We start from the raw sequence: 17,884 nt of genomic DNA on the forward strand, positions 1-17,884 counted from the left end.
CAGTCGAGAGGTGGCACTCACCGCACTCGGGCTCGTTGCGGTGCTCGGAGTGGCGAGCTTCACGCTCTCATTCCAAGGACTCATCCAGGCCGCGGCGTGGGCTGGCATCCCGCCTCTCCTGCGGTGGCTGGTGCCGATCGTCGTCGACTCGACCATCCTGGTCTACGCCCTCGCGGCCGCCGTGCAGCGCGCCAGAGGCGAGAACACGCGGCTGTCGTGGGCGGCTGTGGCGTTCTTCACCACCGTCTCGGTTGCCGCGAACGCCGCGCACGTCCTCGCACCCGAGGGGGTGCCGGCACAGCTCACTCTCCCGCTGGCGTTCGGAGCAGCTCTGGCGGCCATCATGCCGATCTCGCTGTTCTTTGCCACCGAGTCGGTCGTCCAGATGGCCGTGGCGCCGCCGCTCGGCACCATCGCCCAGCGCCGGAAACGGGCCCTGCTGAAGCTGGCCCAAGAGCGAGGCGAAGATCTTGGGGCGCTCGGGCTCTCGGCGGATGGGTCGGGCTCACGGGCCAGTGCTGGGCCACGGCCGGGGCAGCGGGCTGGGACAACTGGGCCAGCGCGCCCTCGTGTGGAGGCCGACCCGGCCAAGGTGCGAGAACTGGCGGAGCGTGGCATGTCCCATCGGGAGATCGCGAGCGAGCTGGGACTGTCCAAGAGCAGCGTGGGGCGGATCCTTGCCGGCGGCCAGAAGGGCGGTCGGGAACCGGTCCCCGCCGGCACGTGAAATCGTCTCACAACCCCTAAGGGTTCATGAGACAACTCGGGTGTCGGTGCGGGTGGGCATCATGAGGGCGTGACCTTCCCCATCCGCACCGCCCGCCGGGGCGACGCCGTCCTGCCCGGACGCATCGGCTACGACACCACCGCACCCGTCCTGCTCCTCCACACCGTCCAGACCGAGGAGGCCCTCCTGGAGCTCCTCGACACCGGCCGCCTGATCCCCGACCCTGCCCGGGCGATGGAAGGCTACGACGACGCCTACGCTTGGCTGCTCGGCCACATGGAGAAGCGCCTCCCCACCCGCGGGAACGGCATGGTGTGGCTGTGGGCAAAGATCCGCCGGGACGACCTCATCCACAACATCCGCTACTCCGACGGCCAGGTGCTCCTGACCTGCAGGATCCCCCGGGAGCGGGTCCTGCTGTCCCAGTACGACGACTGGCACCAGGTCCTCAACTCGATGCCCAACATCCTCGGCCTCCCCGGCGAGACGGAGGACGCCTTCGGCGCTCGGCTCTACGCCGAGCTCGTCGACTTCTATGGTCGGGTCCGGGCCGCAGGATGCGACCTCCAGATGGTGACAACCTGGCCGTCCGAGCTCCGGGAGGAGATCGAGACGAGTTGGGAAGAGATCTTCGACCCGGCCAACTACAGTCGGCGCAGCTATTGGCAGGCCACCGTGCACGAACTGCTGGCCGAGGACGTAGTCGATGCCGTCCGCCTGGACGGATGAGCCGATAGTCTGGGCGGACTGCCGGCTGCTGCAAGGAACACCGCGTTGGAGCACCTCAGCAAGGCCCATGCACCAGACCACCCCATCTATGCGAAGATCCGGGCGCTGTCCGCCGTCGCCAGCGAGGTCTTCGACGAACTCGAGGTCCAGCCGCTCTTCGATGACCCGGACGGCGTCCTTTCGGTGGACGGCTGGCTCCCCGCCGAATCCGGAGACGACCTCGAGCTCACGCTCTGGAGGCCCACCGGAGAAGCAGCAGGGCTGTGCCTCCTCATCGGCTCGCACATCGATCAGGGGAAGGCGAAGCCAGAGCATGTCTACCGCCTGACCCCCGAGCCGCCTTCGTATGGCCTAGAGCTTCCCGACTCGGGGACGGCAGAGGGGATCCGGCGGGCGCTCGTGCCGATGACCCTGATCTTCGAGCTCGCCGAACCCACCCATCTCGGCCTACACGGCGTGGAGCGGGACCGCAGCCTCCAGCAGCTCAACGAGGCGGTCGTCGACGGGTTCGACTCGGGTCTGTCAGACGTCTCAGACGAGGCGGCCGAAGAGCGGGGCGCCTCGATCGTCGAAGAGATCCAGCTCCTCTGCGCGACCGGCATCTGCACCCACGTCTCCTTCGAGTACAACCACGACCTCCCCTCCGAGCTCGCCACCCACGGCATCCTCGACACGGCAGACGGGGACGAGTCTGCCCTGAAGGTGTGGACTAACCCCGACGAAGACAGCATCTGGGTCAGCGTCAACGGCAACGCCCACCAGTACGACCCGGAGGCGGAGGCCCCTAACCCGAAGTGGCACCCCGACGAGGGGGTACGGCGCCTCCTTGCCGAGGCGATCAGCGACCTGTGCGACATCCATTTCCTGGCCCTGCTGCTGTTCGCCGGCACCGTCCTGGAAACCAAGACGCGCGTGGCAGGGAGCCTCACAGGGTACGCGGCAGCGGCGATCGAAGACCCGGACGACGAGGATCAGGACCTCGATTTCGAGGACGAGGTCTTCGAGGACTGGAGGGACTCAGCAGAGGCGTTCGCCGAGCACTGCAAGCTCCCGCTGTTCGGCGGCGTGACCCTCCAGGAAGGCCCGTACGGGGAGTTGAACATCGCAGGCACCACGCATCTCGGCAGGCCGGGCGAGAACGTGGAGCTGAAGGTCTACTGGCATCTGAAGGACCCCGACTCCGAGCCGGAGCACTGGCTGGCAGTCGGCAACGCGAGCGGGCCCGCACACCTCGCGGACCCGGCGTACCCCGAGCTCCTCAAGGGCTTCCCCGAGGAATGCCACGACCATCTTCGCCATGCGATCGGCCACCTGCACCAGATGGTCCACCTCGCTGCCGATGTCGTCGCAGGCAAGGCCGAGGAGGCGAGGGACTACCTCGAGCAGAGGACGGACGAGGGCCAGCTCGGGGACATGATCCTGCAGACGCTGGAGAGCCAGTCTGTCTCGGACGCGATCGAGGGTTTGAACGGGGTGGCGAGGCTGTACACGGGCTCGATGCCCGAATGGGCGCCTCTCGACTAGCCCAGCCAAGCTTGGACGGCCGGTCCTTACGTGGCCGACCCTATTCGGCATGCCCAACCTTTGGCGACTCGGCGCCGTCGGCACCGTCGCCCCGCCACAGCGGGCAATGCCCGTCGAGCCACTGGCGCCGGCCCGGTTCGAGGCGGCCGAGCCGCTCCCGGGTGCGCTGCATCCCCAGCCACATCGCCACGGACAGCTCGCCGGGGTCTGTGGATTCGGGGTCGGGGTGCCGGCTGGTGGAGAGCATGAACGAGGACGCCTCGCGTGCGTGCTCCAGCCAGGCCTCCTCGGGTCCGGGGGCCCAGCCGTTCAGGACCATGTTCAGGCAGACGGCCCGGAACGGGTCGATCGTCCCGCGCGCCAGGGCGAGGCGCTGGAGCCGCAGCCACAGGCCCAGGCTGCGCTCCTCCTCGGTACCGGTCGCCGGGCTTGGCCAGCGGCCGTTGCGGTCGCGGAACTGCGCGATCCTCTGCGCGGTGTCCCATTCGCCGCCCATTGCCTTGCCCCTCCTTGGTCCCGGTGCGTGGTGCCTTCCATGACACCGGCCATGCGTAGGCGGCCCGAAGTCGGCCACCAGACCGATCCGGGTCTCGACCAACTGGTCCCGCCGGGAGGACACTCTCCGCGTGGCGAAGGAGGTGCACGATGGAAGGTCCCTCGGAAGAGCTGCGTACACGGGTGGCCTCCGAGGTCAGGCCGCTGGTCGACGGGATGCGGCCAGACGTCGTCGACGCGAGCGGCGAGGAGGCCCTCACCGGAACCCTGGAGATGGTGAGCAGCTCATGTTCTGAAGATGTGCGCACTGATCGTTCCGTCGCGACAGGGGCGCGCGAGCTGTCCGCCTCTGAAGCGGAAGACCTGCTGGCGGCCGTGCATGCATGGGCCGCCCTCGCCTCGTACGCCGCCGCCCGCATCTATGGCCCAAACAGCCCCATGCGGGGCGGCCTCGCAGGGTGGAGCAAAAGGGTCGCCGGTGTCCTCCAGAAGATCGCCGGGATCCTGCTGACACCGTTGAAGCTGGCGGCCCAGTCCCTTAGGGCGTCATCGTGGTCGATCGGCGTGAACTTCCCGTGGGCCGGGGTGGCTGTCTCGCTGACGTGGCCGTGAGCCCGGACAGAAGTGCGGAAGGCCGCGAGAGGTGCGCGGACGGCCCCTGTGGTGGGGGATCGTAGGCAGGGCACGGTCGATCCTTCTTCTCGGGTGGTGCAGGTGGGTTCGTTGCTGGTGATGGTCCTGTGTGCGGCGATCCGCCAAAGCGTCATGAGACCTCCAGAGATACGTGCCGGGCGGCCCGGCGGGCAAGGAATGCCTCCGCTTGATCGGGGATGCGCAGCTATTGCGTCGTCAAGCCGGATCGCGTCGGGCCGAACCCCTGGGCCGCTTCGACCCGGTCGATGCACCCGATCATGGGCACCCCGGCGACGGAGATCCCCTCGAGCTTGTCCTCGAGGCCCTTCAGGAGCACGTGGGCGGGGTCCTCGGTCTTCCACAGGACTTCGTAGCAGTGCTTTGCCACGGCGATCCACTCGGCTCGCTGGGCGGCGAGCTCCTTGAGCTCCTGCCGGCTCTCCCCGCCGGTTGCCGCCCACTGGGCGTCGGCCTTGGCCAGGAGGATCTTGTAGGCCCGCTCCATGGTGCGGTCCTTGGCCGGGAGGGCGAACAGGTCCTCCAGGACGGAGTGCGCGGCGGTGCCCAGGGGTGTGGTCGAAGGGGTTCTCGACCTCGCGCTCCCGGGTGAGACGCTCCCCCACTCAGCGTGCGGCGCAGCCTTGGAAGGACTTCGACGTCGAGGGGGACAGGGCGGGCCGCCGCATGGCGGCGAGGGTCGCCTGGTCGGTGACCTTCAGGGGTGCTGCCGTCCCACTCGGCGATGCCGGCGATCACGGTGCAGTGGTCGTGGTCATGGTGTGCCTATGCCAGCACTCGCCCGACGGCCGTCGGCTCAGCACCCGGAGCAGGGCCCCCGGTTGGTGAGGCCGCCTTTGACCGACGCGACCGACGTTGACCGACGCCGTTGGTCACGGAAAATCCGCGCCATCACTGGGATCCGAGCCCGTTTTCGGTCTCTGACCAACATGGGGACTCCGGAACATAGGACCCATATAGAGAGGAGATATAGGTTTCTTCGAAACCGGAGGCCCACTTATCTATATCTATCTCTTCATGACGTATACCTTTCTTGTTAGTCAGCTGGTCACTCGGGTTCTCGCCCTACTGCCGACTGGGATCTAGCCCGACCAACGCTGTTGGTCAACGTCGGTCACGTCGGTCAAAAAACCCCCGAAAACCACGATTTCGGCCACCATCGCCGGCCAGAGCCGCTCACCGACCCGCACCCGTGCTCCGACCCCGTGCATAGACCTGGCATGACCATCGAGCACAACGGCGCGCAGGACGCGCCCGAGAACAGCAGCGACGAGCAGACCCTGGACGAGGCGGCGGAGGCGTTCATCGCCAAATTCGCCGCAAGCGCTCCCGCCGGGCAGCGCGACCTCCCCGCCTGGGCCCCGGACGACTACACCGGGACCATCATTGGCAGCGGCGCCTACAAGCTGGCCGACTCGGCCGTCGCCCCGCTCGTCGCAGCCGCCCGCGGCTACTCCCGCATCGACGAGGACAACTTCGGCACCGTCAAGGACATGGGCGTCCGCCTCAACTCCAAGCAGGGCCAGCGGATGAAGCGCACCATGGGCCTCCCCGGCCGCGACGGGATGCTCATGCCCTGGTACAGCGTGAACGACATCGCAGCCAACCAGGCCAAGAACGCCCCGCTCGTCCCCTTCACACACCAGCTTCGCCCTGGCCTGCCCGAGAACAACGACAAGGGCAAGCCGGTCAAGTACGAGTTCGTCTCCCAGGTCGGGACCCCGCTGGACGTGCATCCCGCCGTCCCGACCGACTGGATCGACGGCGCCCCGACCCTGATGATCGCCGAAGGCCTCCTCAAGGGCGACTCCGCCCTGTCCGCGTACCTGAAGCAGCACGGGGCCAGCTGGGACGACCTCGCCTTCACCGGCCCCCTCGCGGAGGCCCGCGAGAGGATGCGCGCCCTTATGGACGCCATCCCGGAGAAGGACCGGGTGTTCATCTTCAACATCGGCGGCATCTACAACGACCGGCAGAACCCGGTCGACTGGCGCTCCATCCTGCTGAAGAACCGGGCTGCGATCGTCGCCTACGACGCCGACTTCAAGGAGAACCCGCACGTGTGGCGGGCCGCGAAGGGCATGGAGACGTTCCTCAAGGGCAAGGGCGTCTCATCCGTCCGGTTCCTGGACCCGGACGTCGTCGATGAGAAGAAGCCCGGCGTGGACGACTTCCTCGCCCAGACCCCCGGCGGGTGGCCGGCCCTGATGGGCACCTGCATCACCGACATCGGCCAGATGCCCTCCGACTACAAGCCCGGGGACGTGCGCATCTCCGAGGACGGGCTGCGCACCGAGGAATACTCCGCCGGGGAAGATGGGCAGGGGTACTGGAAGACGGTGGTGGACCTCGGCGGCCGGATCAAGGTCATCGAGGACCGCCGCAGGCCCACGGAAGAAGAGACAAGATCTCTCGTGTTCAACTCCGACGTCTCCCCTGACGAGATGGAGGAGTCCAGGGTCGAGATCGAGGTCGCGTGGAAGGACAGGCTCGGAGAGGCGATCAGGGCCACCGCCAGCGGCCCGGCCTTCCTGCTCGCCACCCACCCCCAGGACTGGGTGCGGGCCAAGGCGACCATGCCGTCGCACACGCTGCTCGCCAACCCCGACTGGTCTCCGAAGGGTCACCGGGGTGATCAGTGGCTGCGCGCGGTGAAGGCCAACCGGCTCGATGATCGCGTTCTGAGGACGAGATGGATGCAGATGGGGTGGGTTCCCGTCGAGGGCGGCGACCCGGTCTTCATCGCAGGCCAGACGATCGTCGGCGGCGGCGAGCAGTTCCGCAAGACCGCCGAAGCGGGCGTCACCCCCGGCGTCATGCCGGTCTCCACCTCCTTCGGCGTCGGGGAGGACATCCCGGTCGCGGACTGGGACAGCCAGACCTACCGGGACATGGTCGCAGCGGACATCCGCGAGGTCGTCGCCCACTACGTCGACTCGGGCGCCTGGACCGACCCGGCCACGGGTGTGCTCGTGATGTGCATGGGCCTGCGTCCCGTCCTGCCCATCCGCCCGAACTCGACCGGCTACTTCTGGGGCCCGAAGGGTAAGGGCAAGTCCTTTACTGCCCACCGGTGCATGCAGTTCTGGGCCGCCTCCCCCGGTCGGGACTGGATCGACAAGCTCCCCGGCTCGGCCTCGGACACGGCCGCGTATATGGAGAAGGCCGTCTCCATGGCCCCGATCTGGGTGGTCGACGACCTCGCCCCGTCGACGTCGCAGCGGGCCGCGGACGCAGGCGCCTCCAAGCTGGAGGACCTGATTCGGGCGGTGTTCAACGACTCCGGCAAGGGCCGCATGAACGCGGACATGACCGCCCGCGCCCAGAACCGCCCGATGGCGCAGCTGATCGTCACGGCCGAGAACCGGCTCGCGACCGCTTCGGCCATGGAACGCACCATCCCTGTCGCGATCGGCGAGGGCGCCCTGTCGCCGTCGACCGAGGTCACCGACGCGCTCGTCCAGCTCGGCAAGGACGGTGTCCCGGCCCCGGCTCACCGCGCACCTGATTCAGTGGATCCAGCACCGCGGACGCGAGTACCCTTCCCGCTGGGCTGGATACTTCGAGGAGGTCCTCGCCCAGTTCCACGAGGGCGCGAAGGAGGACGTCAAGCGGCTCATGGAGGCCGCCGGCGCGGAGCGGTCCAAGATCGAGCGCACCTCGAACCTGATGGGCGACGTCCTCTCGGTGCTGCCGCTGCTGCAGGAGATGGCGATCCGCGCCGGGGTCGAGCAGGTTCTGGTCGACCGGCTCTCGGTGGATCAGATGGGCCTGCCGGTGGTGCAGAACGCCATGGAGACCCACGAGGAGAACCGGGAGGCTGCCCCGGGCATGTCGCTGGTGAGGGCGCTGAAGAACCTGCTCCAGTCCGGGCGGGCGCACGTGGTCGCGGTCGAGGACCCCTCGCGGGCCCCGTTCCTGGGCTCTGACGAGCAGGAGGTCGCCCGGCAGGCCCTGACGAACAACCAGCTCGGCTGGATCGCGGGCGGCTCGGACGGCTCCCTGCGCCCCGGCGGGGAGAGCGTCGGGTTCCTGGTGAAGATCATGGACCACGACGCAGTCCTGTTCTCCAGGGAGACGGCGTTCAACGCCGCCCGCCGCGCCTACCCCGACCTGATCCCGCCGGGACAGGGTGCCGCGTCGGCGTGGATGGCTGTCTGGGACGAGGGGCACGCCATGCCCGTGCGCCGGGAGAAGGGCCGCGGGGGCCGGGAGCTGGCGACCTACCGGTACCGGTTCGGGAACATCGACCTGAGGGGCATCCCGGTGAGCCTGGACACGCTGTTCAGCGGCGGCCGCATCCACGCCGAGCTCGAAGACGACGAGCAGGACCTCGCCGCCTGACCGAGGCGGCTGGACAGAGGGCCCGGACAAGGCGTCCGGGCCCTTCGCCGTCCCATTTGCGTGATTCCATATGTCCATGAACAGGTGGGGGACTGCAGCGACTTTGGCCGCTTCCTTGCTAGCCCTTGCTGGGTGCCAGGGAGCACCTTCTGACGCGGGGACAGCGAAAGCGGCGGCGAAGGCCATGACGGTGGCCGGAACCCTCTCAATTTCAGGCAAAGCCGAAGGCGCTGCCTTCGCTGCCTCCTCCGGGAAGGCGTGCCGGCTCAGCCAAGCCGCGGCCTGGATCCACGATGGAGGCCTAGTGGTCCTGGCCCCCTCCGGGGACAGTGTCACGGCGACGGTCGCCATGGAGGGCACGATCGACGCCCAGCATCGATGCAACCTTCCGTTCACAGCTTCCCGGGTGCCCGACATGGACGGCACCTACCGCATACGGGTCGGCCGGGGATCGGCCGTGACCGAATCCCCCTACTCCAGGGGCACGCTGGCCGCGGCGCCAAACGTCACGTATCTGGACTAGGACTCGAGAACAGGCAGGAGGCCCGGACCAAGACAGTCCCGGGCCTCCCTTAGTGTGAACACTCCCCCAGCGGGGCCTTTCAGGCGGCGTCTGCTTCGGTGATGCCGAACTCCTTGGAGACGATCCGCACGGCCATGGCCTTGATCTCGCGGATGTGGGTGCGGATGGTGGAGCGGGAGAGGCCCCATCGGCTCTGCGATCTCGGCGACGTCCACGATGAGGGGCGGGGCGCCGTCGCGGTAGGGGCCGCCGAGCCGGAGGTGGGTGACCTTTCCGAGCTGGGTGTTGGCCTCCCCCGACCTGGTCGACGATGAGCCTGACAGCCTTGGCCCCCCGGTGTGCGGCCGGGCGTCAGGACGAGCGCAAGCCGCACACATGGGTGCCCATGATGTTCGATGCGTACCCGGGACAGTTCGACCACAAGACAGCGCTGGGCTCCCTCGCCTCAGTCGCCACGACTGAACGCAAGGCGGCGATCGTCGACGAGCTCATCGAGCTCCTGCCCGAGAAGCTCACCGACATGGAAGACCTGCAGATGGCCGACTTCCTCCTCCGGTGCCTCGGGTCAGCCGAGGAGCATTCCGTGACCGAGTCGCCACAGCGGGTAACTGATCCAGAGCAGGGAGATCCATCATGAGCGCCACCGTCCATCCCATCCGCCGCGAGCTCACCCTCGCCCAGGTTCTGGCCGTCGTCGACCCCGACGGGGCCCTCCACGGGCTGATCGAGACACTGCTCGGCCTCGGGGACCCGGCCACAGTGCGGGAGGCGGAGAAGGCCGCTGCGACGGCCGACGCTGCCGAGAGGGCCGTCGCATCCCTGATCCGGTCCGTCGAGTCCCGCTCCCCGCGGTGGCATGAGCTCATGCTCGTGTCCGAGGCGATCTCCCGCCGCGCAACCCGGATCGAGTCCGCCGCACGCGTCTTGGGCACCCGCGCCGCCTGAGCGTGTCCGCTCGAACCCCTGCACGGCCTGAGAGAGGATTCTGGGATGTCCCGCGACCGCTTCATGCGCATCCACAGCCCCGAGTTCAAGGCGATGAGCGAAAGGGTCCTGCAGGTCACCGCACTGACCTCCCGGCTCAACGTCCTGCCCTTTGAGGACGAAGCGGGCAAAGCCGAACTGCTCGAGCAGATCCTGGGCCGGCCCCTGCCGGAGAAGGCCACGATCTACCCGCCCTTCTACACCGACCACGGCCTCAACCTCGACCTCGCCGAACGGGTCTTCATCAACCAGGGCTGCACGTTCCTGGACTACGCCGGAATCCGCATCGCCAAGAGGGTGATGATCGGCCCCAAGGCCACCTTCATCACCAGCGGCCACCCCGTCGACCCAGAGGAGCGCAGAGTCTGGCTGACCGGTGCCCCCATCGACATCGAAGAGAACGTCTGGATCGGCGCCGGTGCGACAATCCTGCCCGGCGTCACCATCGGCCGGGACTCCGTGATCGCCGCCGGCTCTGTCGTGGCCGACGACGTCCCAGCTGCCACCCTCGTGACCGGCACCAAGGCCTCCGTACGCCGTCAGTGGTGAGCCCGCAGCCGCAGGCCTTCCCGGTCGGCGGCTCCTAGCGGGACTGGGTCGCGTACTCGAGGGCGACGTCGCCGATCTCGTCGCGCTCGTCGCTGCCCTCAGGGGCGTAGGCCTCCCAGTCGCCTTCCCACTCCACCGAGGCGTCCCCGGGCAGGAGACGCGCACGCACCCTCGCCCCGTTCGGCATCGCGAGGACCGCCTCGGGGAACTCCCCCGTGGTCTCCAGCTGCGGGTCACGCACATGCGCCGGGGTGCTGTCCACATCCGCCACGCCGAGCACCGCCGAGACGGGCAGCTCGACCCCCGCGGGCCAGGCGCCCATCGGGTGAGGGTACTTCGGGTCCGGGTGGGGGAATCTGGCAAGCGGGTCTGCAGCGAGGGACACCTCCGGCTCGCGGTGCTCCACGGGGGCGAACTGGCCGCCGGTGGGACGGCCCGCGGGCTGGCGGTTCACAGGGATCGTGCTCATGCCCGTCTGTGTGCGGCCCGGAGCGGACCCGCCGGCATCGGGTCGCCGAACGCGTTCAACACCCGGATCGGCGTCAAAACCGGCTCTTGACCGACATGACCGACGCTGACCGACGTTGACCGACAGCGTCGGTCATCGAAAATCCGCGCCATTACTGGGATCCGGGCCCGTTTTCGGTCTCTGACCAACATGGGGACTCCGGAACATAGGACCTATATAGGGGAGGGGTGTATATGTTCTCCGGAACCGGAGGCCCACTTATCTATATCTATCTCCTTATGACGGATACCTTTCTTGTTAGTCAGTTGGTCACTCGGCCTCTCGCCCTACTGCCGACTGGGATCGAGCCCGACCAACGGTGTTGGTCAACGTCGGTCATGTCGGTCAAAAAACCCCCGAAAACCCCGATTTCGGCCCAAAACGTCGGTCACGGCCCCAGACGGGTGTCGACGACGGCGGAGATGTCCGCACACATTACGTCCCATGCTGAAGACGACCAGGACGCCGGCTGAGCGCGCACTGCACACCTTCCGCACCGACTGCGACGGCAACCGGATGGAGATCAAGCTCGAACAGGGCCCCTACCGGCACCTCTCGTTCCGGTCCCCCGGCTCCGGCCTCTACTGGTACGACCTGATCACCACGCCGGGTCAGCTCACGTACCGTGGCGACTGGGGCTCTTGGATTTTCGCCAGGTGCGAGGACATGTTCGAGTTCTTCCGGCTCCAGCGCACCAAGACCATCAACCCCGACTACTGGTCGCAGAAGCTGGTCGCGGACGACGCCTACACCAAGCACCGCGGCTTCTCCCCGGAGAAATTCCGGGCAGAGGTCGTCCAGCAGTTCTGGGACCGCCGGGACCGGCTCGGCTCAGATGCAATCGACGTGTGGCAGGCGATCCGCGAAGAGGTTCTGGACCAAGTTCGAGGACTACACCGAGGAGAACGAGGCGATCCGCTCGGCGTACGAGTTCGGCCACAAGGGGTGCGAGTTCTGGAGCCCCGAGGACTGGGATGTGAAAGAGTACGCACACCAGTACCTCGTGGCGCTGTACGGGATCGTCGACGGCATCGCCCGTTACGACGCCGCCAAGACGGCTGCGCTGCCCGCCGGGCTCGTCGCCGCACAGCGCTATGGCCTACCGAATCGTCCGCCACCCCTGGCCGACACCCGCCCAGATTCGCATGTCCACGACCCGACGGACCGTGGATGCCGCAGTCGCAGACATGGTCCAAAGTGCACATACGGTTGTTCTCATGACCGTTCCCTCATCGCCCGCACGCCTGTTTATCGGATCCTCTTCGGAGGGGCGTGACCTTGCCCGCCACCTGCAGACGGAATTAGCCGGCAGCTGCGAGGTCGAACGCTGGGACCAGAACGTCTTCGAGCCATCCGGATACACACTCGACTCGCTCCTGCGAATCGCTGCAAGCGTCGACTTCGCGGTTCTGGTTGCCACTCCCGACGACACGACCGTCAGCCGCGGTGTCACCACACCGTCCGCTCGTGACAACATCATCCTGGAGTTCGGACTGTTCGCTGGGGTCCTCGGGCGAGAACGGGTCTACCTACTAGCCACAGGGGAGCTGAAATTGCCAACCGATGTCCTGGGACTGACACGTCTGGCCTATCACCCCCCGGCCGGCGAGAACACCCGCGCTGCAGTAACTGCAGCCGCCCTTCAGATCGAAGAAAGGATCCGGAGTCTCGGCCGTGTGAATCGGATAGACGAGCCAAGCGCTCGTAACGCCCCGAACGCCGCTCTGGAACAGGAACTCGCCATCGTCTGCGCAAATGCTGTGGCTCAGGGTTGGGTGGTGAAGGCCAATAGTGCAACAACCCTGCGCCTGCGTTCCCCTAGGGGCAAGACGCACACTCTGACAAAAGGCCAGCCCGAGCTCACTCGCGTCGAACTTCGGCGCTTTGCCGCTGAGCTTCGAGCCGCGGGCCTGCGAGTGAATCACAGCGTGCGGCGACCGGTGACCGAATCGCCCTTCTGAGCCTGCTGCCGAGCGTGTCCCCCTGCGAAACTTGCCGTTGCGGCGTTGCCCCGCAGGGGGACGGCACTCCAACTCGGGCTCCACCGAGAGCCCCCGAAGGGCGGCCGTGCCTCGGCTGCGCCCCTGGGTTGTCAGTTGGCCAAGGGCATGGCGCCCAAACCGCCTCCAGGGCGGGGCCCACAACCTGTAACGCAACGTCCACAGTCTATGCGAATCCACTCATCCAATAACCCACTCGACCCGGATAAAGGCGTTCTTTGACCGAGACCCGGAGCATCCAGGACATCTGCTCGGACTTCATGCGGGCGCTGGAGAAGGCCGTGCTCGAGCGGCCGGCGCGGCAGGAGTTCGTGGACGGCCTGCCCGGGTGGGTGTCGCATGAGCGGGAGGTCATGCACGAGGCGGTGAACGCCGAGCGCGTCCGCATCGGGCTCCCTCCGGTGGACATCGAGGAGGTGCGCCGGGTCGAGGCCCGGGCGTTCGGCAGGCACAGCTTCGCGGCGAGGTGGGCGATCGGGTGCGCCTGCATCGCCCTCGGCAAGGAACCGCCAGCCTGAAGACGGGGTCGCGCAAGAGGCAACTGCCTCATCCCCCCTCTACTGGTGAAGGCACCCTTCTGGGTGCGAGCCGGAATCTGCCACGGTGGCAGAATTCGGCACTCCCTACGCTGCTGAGACGGTTCCGCCCGGAGCGGCCCCATACAGACCGACGGAAGGAGAACCGCGTGGCGCGGAAGAGGTCATCTGAGCACGACTGGATCTGCCGGCGGTGCGGTTGCCCGTGCGACCTGGCCGGCGGGGAGTCCAAGCACATCGGCGGCGGACAGAACATGCGCGGCTGCGGCCCATCGGCTGTCCCTGTCCTCCGCAGCGACTACGAGGCCGAGATGAAGGCCGACGCGATCGCCTTCGCCGCACTGCACGCACGGTGGGCAGAACGTTGGATACCCCCGTCGCCGAGGAACGGCGGACCATCAGCCAGGCGGCTCACCGAGGCGGTCCTTCGAGGCGTGTCGTGCCCATCGGTCACAGCAATCGAAGCGATAGCTTGAACATGCACAATGTACGAGTGAACTAAAGGGGCAGCAGGCGGATGAAGACCCTCCAGGTGGCCGGCGCAGCGGTAGGGGCCGTCCTGCTCTTGGCCGGCTGCGGCCAAACTGGCAATTCAGCGACATCTGGAAACCCTCCGACCGCATCGGCCCCTTCTTCAGCCGGAAAGACCGCGGCCTCTCCGTCCGCAACTGCTACATCCGCATCGAGTCCATCACCTACGAAGCCGAACCCGATGGACATCAGGGTCGTCAACCTGCCTTCGTTGAAGAGTCGCTTCGTTGCTGCTGGGGGAGTGTGCCCAAATATGACGAGAGTGGAAATGAGTCCGAACGCCCTCCCTCTGGAGGGCGGCGACTGCGGTTCGGGCACCCACCTGTACTTCTTCGACGTTCCAAGCAAGGTCGATCGGTGGCTTGCGAACAACGAGGATCTGGCGAAGGAAACCGGGGACAGGACTCCTGTCGTCTATGGTCCAGGCTGGATTGTCCAGTCGCCGCTGGCACCCCAAGTCGCGGACGCAATGGTGGGGGCGCTCGTGCCTGACCCCACTCGCTATTAGGGAGCTCGCAACTCCGGCACCTGCCCTCTAGGCATGCACGGGGCGGCTCGGTTACTTCGACCCGCGCATCGATGCTCCCAGCGCCGATGACCGGGCGGCTATCGAGAAGCTAATCCGGAAGCGCGCCCTCGACGCGGCCTGAGAGTGGCAGGTCAGCCTACGCATGGCCGGGGGCTGACCGCCGTCCCCGTGCTTCGTGAGGAATCCGCCGTGCCTTTCAACCCGAGCTACGCCGTCGCCGCCCTCATCACGGTGGCGATCTTCGCCGCCCTGTTCGTCGTCGTCCGGGTCGCCGCCTACCGCGCCCGCTAGGATGCCCTTGCCCGTCGCGCCGAGCTCGTCACCGAACGCACCGAAGTCCCGCGCGGCCGGTTCATCACAGGCGGGCCCGAGGTCGAGCAGTTCGACGCCGCCTGACCCAGGGAACGGCATCCCCGCCGTCCGCGCACATGGGCTCCTGAACCGAACCCCGAAGGAGCACGATGGACCAACTCAAATCCCTGGTAGAGCAGATCGCCGGCAACCCTTCCGGGGTGGCCATGGGCGTCCTGGGTTCCGTCGCGGTCGGCGTGTTCATCAACAAGATCCTGAAGTTCTTCATCGCCCTCTCGGAAGACCTCGAGGCGAACATCGTCGAGTCCCTGTCGTCACGATCGCTGTCGCCACGGCGCCGCCCTGCACAGCGGCTCGGTTCCCGGCGACCCCGCCTAGCAGCAAGGGGCTGGACCCGCCGCCGCTGACCATCTCGGCGACGCACACGGCTGCCGTTCGGGAAGCCGTTGTCGCGTCGCCGGAGGTTGCCTCTCCCGCACACATGGGTAACACCAACGAATGAAGGAGGCACCGGAGATGGCGGTCGAGAGCAGAGACCACGGCTACAGCCAGAGCGTGCAGCAGGGGGACCGCCTGGACGGCACTGAATCCGGCCACGGCTCCGGGTTCGGTCTCGGGCTCATGCGCTACTACGAGGAACGGCAATTCATGTCGCCCGAAGAGCGAAACCGGCCGCTGCCGGAGCTGCCCCGCTCAACTCGCCCCGAGATCCAGGCGATCGCCAAGGCAGAGATCGACCGGCTCTTCGGACGCGCCGCCTGACCCTGACCTCCGCGCGCGCCCATCGCCAGGCGCTAGCGTGACTGCATGGAGTCCCTCGAGACCCTCTGGCCCGCCTATGGTCTCCGCCTGACCACACCGCGGCTGGTTCTCCGCCCCATCCGCGACGACGACATCCCGGCCTTCGTCGAGGCCGCCGCCTCGGGCATCTACGAGAACCGCGACGGGCACATCCCCTTCCCCGCCGACTGGGCCCACGCGCCCGACATGGCCTCGAACAGCGCCCGCTGGATCTGGGAGCACCGCATCCAGGCCAGCCCCAGCTCCTGGGTCATCATGTTCGGCGTATCCACCCGCGACGGCGAGTTCCTCGGCAGCCAGGATGTCGCCGCCAAGGATTTCCCCGCCCTCCGGACCATCAGCACCGGCTCATGGCTGCGCCGCAGTGCGCAAGGCCAAGGGCTGGGCAAGGAGATGCGCGCCGCCGTCCTCGTGTGGGCGTTCGATCATCTCGGCGCCGACCTCGCCATGACGAGCACCTACGACTGGAACTCACCGTCCATTGGGGTCAGCTCTGCACTCGGTTACGAGCCGAACGGCGAGGGCCGCCTGAAGAACTCGCTGGGCGTCGTCGAACGCGAGGTCCGGTATCGGCTCCCCAAGGAGCGGTTCCGCCGCCCCGACTGGGAGCTCGAAGTCGAGGGGCACGAGGCCGCAGCGGCCTTCCTCGGCGTCAGGTAGAACATCATGCCGCTCACCCCTGGGGGGTCAGACTCATCCGCACCAGATGTCCCCGGCCAGAAGCCTGTGCGCTTCTGCCCGCGCCTCCTTCTCGCTCAGCCCGGCATGTTCCAGATCCCGCACGAGCCTTCCCCACTGCTGGGAACCTGTTCTCGCCAGTGCCGGCTCTGATGGCGAGCCAGGTTCCGGGCCTTCTCCGTCGCCGGCAGGCGCGGCTTTGGAATGGCGATCTCGCGATCGGGAAGTGCGGTGGGTTCCGGGGGGCATAGCGGCCAGCCCTTTCTGCCCATCGATCTTCTCTGGCCTATGGGCGTCCAAGCCGCGCCGCCCCACTGCTCGAGGGAGCGTTCTAAATATTCTCCACCCGGACCGTTCGATTTGACCCGCCAGAGATCGTCCGGCGCAAAGATCAGCGGGGACAGGGAAAGCGCCGATCGTCCTATGCCCTCTCCCTGGATCGGGCGCCAGTCGTACGCCGCCGCACGGGACAGCTTCTCGTCATCGAGGGAAAGGGGGTCCGGAATGCACGACGGTCGGGGTGTAGCAGCGGCGATGGAGGCCGCACGGGCCTGAGGACTCGCCGCCTCTTGTCTATGTTGTGCCGTCCCGATCTTGGCGTGCGCGGACGTACAGGAGGCGGCCGAATTCAACGATGACGAACACGACGACAAAGATCGCGATGGAACCGGCGAGGTGCGGATCGCCTAGCGGCGTTGTCATCAAGGCGACAAAGACTCCCGAAGCGACTGCCCACAGGATATTGAGGGTCCACCTCGGGTTCTCGTTCGCCAGCCTTTGCTTTGGCTTGTCCATCAGTTGGATTCCTTGACGAAGAAGTTGCTCGCCTTTCGCACCCAGTTGCCCGAGGCATCGTTGCTCAGGGAGAGCGGGGTGGTGTTCGGCACGACCAGCCAAGCCTCTTCGGTTCGGTCAGAGTTCCCGACCCTTGCACCGGACCGCAGTCCGTACGAGCCGAAGGTGTTCATGGAGGCGCACCCCATCTGCTGGCCCCTGCCGCCTGAATCAACTGCAGCCACACAGATCAAGTCGCTGCCCTTGACGAGCGCGAAGTATTCGAATGCGCTGCCGCTGCCGAGGAACCGGGAGCTTCCGAGGTCTACGCCTACAGCCCCAAAGGTCTTCGCCGCTGAAGGCGGCAACCGGTCCGATGGCTGCTGGGCTGAGGCCATCGCGGGCACGATGTCAGTGGGTACTGTGATCTGGTGTCCTCCTGGGGCAGACGCTGAGACTGAGGACAGGCCTGCGAGGATGATCAGTGCCGCCGATAGCACCTGCCACTTCATCTTCCACTCCCCCAGAGAAGACCCACGTTGTGAAGTTCGTGAGCGTAGCTCGAATTGGACCGATTGGACAATATCTGTAGCAGCGAGCACGACGGCAGGCCATTCTCGTCGTCGTCGTCGTCGTCGAATCGCACCACGGACCGGGCACGTCACTGCTTGGGTCCGCACACATGGTTT

At 67.1% G+C, this 17,884-nt stretch carries 23 protein-coding genes; 18 read left to right on the forward strand and 5 right to left on the reverse strand.

The window, feature by feature from the left end:
* Window positions 1-10: 10 nt before the first annotated feature.
* The 3 genes from E5679_RS18785 (at window position 11) to E5679_RS18795 (ending at window position 2,980) form a co-directional block, all read left to right on the forward strand.
* Window positions 11-727 (forward strand): DUF2637 domain-containing protein, encoded by a 717-nt coding sequence (locus tag E5679_RS18785; RefSeq protein ID WP_249336233.1) that lies wholly within the window; start codon window positions 11-13, stop codon window positions 725-727.
* Window positions 728-796: 69 nt separating this feature from the next.
* The gene (locus E5679_RS18790; protein WP_138418748.1) at window positions 797-1,456 is read left to right on the forward strand and encodes a DUF3841 domain-containing protein; all 660 of its coding nucleotides are present in this window, start codon (window positions 797-799) and stop codon (window positions 1,454-1,456) included.
* Window positions 1,457-1,501: 45 nt separating this feature from the next.
* Window positions 1,502-2,980 (forward strand): hypothetical protein, encoded by a 1,479-nt coding sequence (locus E5679_RS18795; protein ID WP_138418750.1) that lies wholly within the window; start codon window positions 1,502-1,504, stop codon window positions 2,978-2,980.
* Window positions 2,981-3,020: 40 nt separating this feature from the next.
* Here E5679_RS18795 and E5679_RS18800 read toward each other — a convergent pair whose 3' ends face one another.
* Complete coding sequence (locus E5679_RS18800; protein WP_138418752.1) at window positions 3,021-3,476, reverse strand: hypothetical protein; 456 nt, start codon at window positions 3,474-3,476, stop codon at window positions 3,021-3,023.
* A gap of 149 nt (window positions 3,477-3,625) precedes the next feature.
* On the opposite strand from E5679_RS18800, the gene E5679_RS18805 reads away from it, so the two are divergent.
* Window positions 3,626-4,087 carry a hypothetical protein gene (locus tag E5679_RS18805; protein ID WP_138418754.1) on the forward strand — a complete coding sequence of 154 codons (462 nt, stop codon included), beginning with the start codon at window positions 3,626-3,628 and terminating at the stop codon, window positions 4,085-4,087.
* A 226-nt stretch (window positions 4,088-4,313) separates the two neighbouring features.
* Here E5679_RS18805 and E5679_RS18810 read toward each other — a convergent pair whose 3' ends face one another.
* Entirely contained in the window at window positions 4,314-4,676 is a 363-nt protein-coding gene (locus E5679_RS18810; protein WP_338055928.1) for a PD-(D/E)XK nuclease family protein, read from the reverse strand.
* A 670-nt stretch (window positions 4,677-5,346) separates the two neighbouring features.
* On the opposite strand from E5679_RS18810, the gene E5679_RS18820 reads away from it, so the two are divergent.
* The 7 genes from E5679_RS18820 (at window position 5,347) to E5679_RS18850 (ending at window position 10,526) form a co-directional block, all read left to right on the forward strand.
* Complete coding sequence (locus tag E5679_RS18820; RefSeq protein WP_138418760.1) at window positions 5,347-8,055, forward strand: hypothetical protein; 2,709 nt, start codon at window positions 5,347-5,349, stop codon at window positions 8,053-8,055.
* Window positions 7,958-8,470, forward strand: a complete 513-nt coding sequence (locus E5679_RS18825; protein WP_138418762.1) for a hypothetical protein — start codon at window positions 7,958-7,960, stop codon at window positions 8,468-8,470. The genes E5679_RS18820 and E5679_RS18825 overlap by 98 nt, the downstream gene beginning before the upstream one ends.
* A 190-nt stretch (window positions 8,471-8,660) precedes the next feature.
* On the forward strand, window positions 8,661-8,993 hold the full coding sequence (locus E5679_RS18830; protein WP_171042466.1) for a hypothetical protein: 333 nt from the start codon (window positions 8,661-8,663) through the stop codon (window positions 8,991-8,993).
* A 101-nt stretch (window positions 8,994-9,094) separates the two neighbouring features.
* Entirely contained in the window at window positions 9,095-9,307 is a 213-nt protein-coding gene (locus E5679_RS18835) for a hypothetical protein (RefSeq protein WP_138418766.1), read from the forward strand.
* Window positions 9,308-9,378: 71 nt separating this feature from the next.
* Complete coding sequence (locus E5679_RS18840; protein ID WP_171042467.1) at window positions 9,379-9,630, forward strand: hypothetical protein; 252 nt, start codon at window positions 9,379-9,381, stop codon at window positions 9,628-9,630.
* Complete coding sequence (locus E5679_RS18845) at window positions 9,627-9,938, forward strand: hypothetical protein (protein ID WP_138418769.1); 312 nt, start codon at window positions 9,627-9,629, stop codon at window positions 9,936-9,938. The genes E5679_RS18840 and E5679_RS18845 overlap by 4 nt, the downstream gene beginning before the upstream one ends.
* A gap of 45 nt (window positions 9,939-9,983) precedes the next feature.
* Complete coding sequence (locus tag E5679_RS18850; protein ID WP_138418771.1) at window positions 9,984-10,526, forward strand: sugar O-acetyltransferase; 543 nt, start codon at window positions 9,984-9,986, stop codon at window positions 10,524-10,526.
* A 34-nt stretch (window positions 10,527-10,560) separates the two neighbouring features.
* On the opposite strand, the gene E5679_RS18855 is transcribed toward E5679_RS18850, so the two are convergent.
* On the reverse strand, window positions 10,561-10,995 hold the full coding sequence (locus E5679_RS18855; protein WP_138418773.1) for a hypothetical protein: 435 nt from the start codon (window positions 10,993-10,995) through the stop codon (window positions 10,561-10,563).
* Between the two features lie 874 nt (window positions 10,996-11,869).
* On the opposite strand from E5679_RS18855, the gene E5679_RS20990 reads away from it, so the two are divergent.
* The 7 genes from E5679_RS20990 (at window position 11,870) to E5679_RS18885 (ending at window position 16,403) form a co-directional block, all read left to right on the forward strand.
* Window positions 11,870-12,310, forward strand: a complete 441-nt coding sequence (locus E5679_RS20990) for a hypothetical protein (RefSeq protein ID WP_171042468.1) — start codon at window positions 11,870-11,872, stop codon at window positions 12,308-12,310.
* Entirely contained in the window at window positions 12,252-12,995 is a 744-nt protein-coding gene (locus E5679_RS18860; RefSeq protein WP_171042469.1) for a nucleotide-binding protein, read from the forward strand. Before E5679_RS20990 ends, E5679_RS18860 begins: the two co-directional genes overlap by 59 nt.
* Window positions 12,996-13,252: 257 nt before the next feature.
* Complete coding sequence (locus E5679_RS18865; protein ID WP_138418777.1) at window positions 13,253-13,552, forward strand: hypothetical protein; 300 nt, start codon at window positions 13,253-13,255, stop codon at window positions 13,550-13,552.
* 817 nt (window positions 13,553-14,369) lie between these two features.
* Complete coding sequence (locus tag E5679_RS18870; protein WP_171042470.1) at window positions 14,370-14,609, forward strand: hypothetical protein; 240 nt, start codon at window positions 14,370-14,372, stop codon at window positions 14,607-14,609.
* 482 nt (window positions 14,610-15,091) lie between these two features.
* Window positions 15,092-15,349, forward strand: coding sequence for a hypothetical protein (locus tag E5679_RS18875; protein WP_138418781.1), 258 nt, complete (start codon window positions 15,092-15,094; stop codon window positions 15,347-15,349).
* A gap of 109 nt (window positions 15,350-15,458) precedes the next feature.
* A complete protein-coding gene (locus E5679_RS18880; protein WP_171042471.1) occupies window positions 15,459-15,704 on the forward strand; it encodes a hypothetical protein in 246 nt (81 codons plus the stop codon).
* A 45-nt stretch (window positions 15,705-15,749) separates the two neighbouring features.
* Window positions 15,750-16,403, forward strand: coding sequence for a GNAT family N-acetyltransferase (locus E5679_RS18885; RefSeq protein ID WP_138418785.1), 654 nt, complete (start codon window positions 15,750-15,752; stop codon window positions 16,401-16,403).
* Between the two features lie 591 nt (window positions 16,404-16,994).
* Here the strand turns inward: E5679_RS18885 and E5679_RS18890 are convergent.
* The gene (locus E5679_RS18890) at window positions 16,995-17,216 is read right to left on the reverse strand and encodes a hypothetical protein (RefSeq protein ID WP_138418787.1); all 222 of its coding nucleotides are present in this window, start codon (window positions 17,214-17,216) and stop codon (window positions 16,995-16,997) included.
* Window positions 17,216-17,707, reverse strand: a complete 492-nt coding sequence (locus E5679_RS18895; protein WP_138418789.1) for a hypothetical protein — start codon at window positions 17,705-17,707, stop codon at window positions 17,216-17,218. The genes E5679_RS18890 and E5679_RS18895 overlap by 1 nt, the downstream gene beginning before the upstream one ends.
* Window positions 17,708-17,884 lie beyond the last annotated feature (177 nt).

This window comes from Sinomonas gamaensis (assembly GCF_005876955.1).
GTDB classification, from domain to species: Bacteria; Actinomycetota; Actinomycetes; order Actinomycetales; family Micrococcaceae; genus Sinomonas; species Sinomonas gamaensis.

Excerpts from the sequence above, each read along its gene's own strand:
- E5679_RS20990 (WP_171042468.1), top strand. The coding sequence starts at position 11,870 with ATGCAATCGACGTGTGGCAGGCGATCCGCGAAGAGGTTCTGGACCAAG.
- E5679_RS18870 (WP_171042470.1), top strand. The coding sequence starts at position 14,370 with ATGAGTCCGAACGCCCTCCCTCTGGAGGGCGGCGACTGCGGTTCGGGC.
- E5679_RS18840 (WP_171042467.1), top strand. The coding sequence starts at position 9,379 with ATGATGTTCGATGCGTACCCGGGACAGTTCGACCACAAGACAGCGCTG.
- E5679_RS18890 (WP_138418787.1), bottom strand. The coding sequence starts at position 17,216 with ATGGACAAGCCAAAGCAAAGGCTGGCGAACGAGAACCCGAGGTGGACC.
- E5679_RS18800 (WP_138418752.1), bottom strand. The coding sequence starts at position 3,476 with ATGGGCGGCGAATGGGACACCGCGCAGAGGATCGCGCAGTTCCGCGAC.
- E5679_RS18835 (WP_138418766.1), top strand. The coding sequence starts at position 9,095 with ATGCCGAACTCCTTGGAGACGATCCGCACGGCCATGGCCTTGATCTCG.
- E5679_RS18805 (WP_138418754.1), top strand. The coding sequence starts at position 3,626 with ATGGAAGGTCCCTCGGAAGAGCTGCGTACACGGGTGGCCTCCGAGGTC.
- E5679_RS18860 (WP_171042469.1), top strand. The coding sequence starts at position 12,252 with ATGACCGTTCCCTCATCGCCCGCACGCCTGTTTATCGGATCCTCTTCG.
- E5679_RS18895 (WP_138418789.1), bottom strand. The coding sequence starts at position 17,707 with ATGAAGTGGCAGGTGCTATCGGCGGCACTGATCATCCTCGCAGGCCTG.
- E5679_RS18885 (WP_138418785.1), top strand. The coding sequence starts at position 15,750 with ATGGAGTCCCTCGAGACCCTCTGGCCCGCCTATGGTCTCCGCCTGACC.
- E5679_RS18825 (WP_138418762.1), top strand. The coding sequence starts at position 7,958 with ATGTCGCTGGTGAGGGCGCTGAAGAACCTGCTCCAGTCCGGGCGGGCG.
- E5679_RS18820 (WP_138418760.1), top strand. The coding sequence starts at position 5,347 with ATGACCATCGAGCACAACGGCGCGCAGGACGCGCCCGAGAACAGCAGC.
- E5679_RS18845 (WP_138418769.1), top strand. The coding sequence starts at position 9,627 with ATGAGCGCCACCGTCCATCCCATCCGCCGCGAGCTCACCCTCGCCCAG.
- E5679_RS18880 (WP_171042471.1), top strand. The coding sequence starts at position 15,459 with ATGGCGGTCGAGAGCAGAGACCACGGCTACAGCCAGAGCGTGCAGCAG.
- E5679_RS18850 (WP_138418771.1), top strand. The coding sequence starts at position 9,984 with ATGTCCCGCGACCGCTTCATGCGCATCCACAGCCCCGAGTTCAAGGCG.
- E5679_RS18855 (WP_138418773.1), bottom strand. The coding sequence starts at position 10,995 with ATGAGCACGATCCCTGTGAACCGCCAGCCCGCGGGCCGTCCCACCGGC.
- E5679_RS18875 (WP_138418781.1), top strand. The coding sequence starts at position 15,092 with ATGGACCAACTCAAATCCCTGGTAGAGCAGATCGCCGGCAACCCTTCC.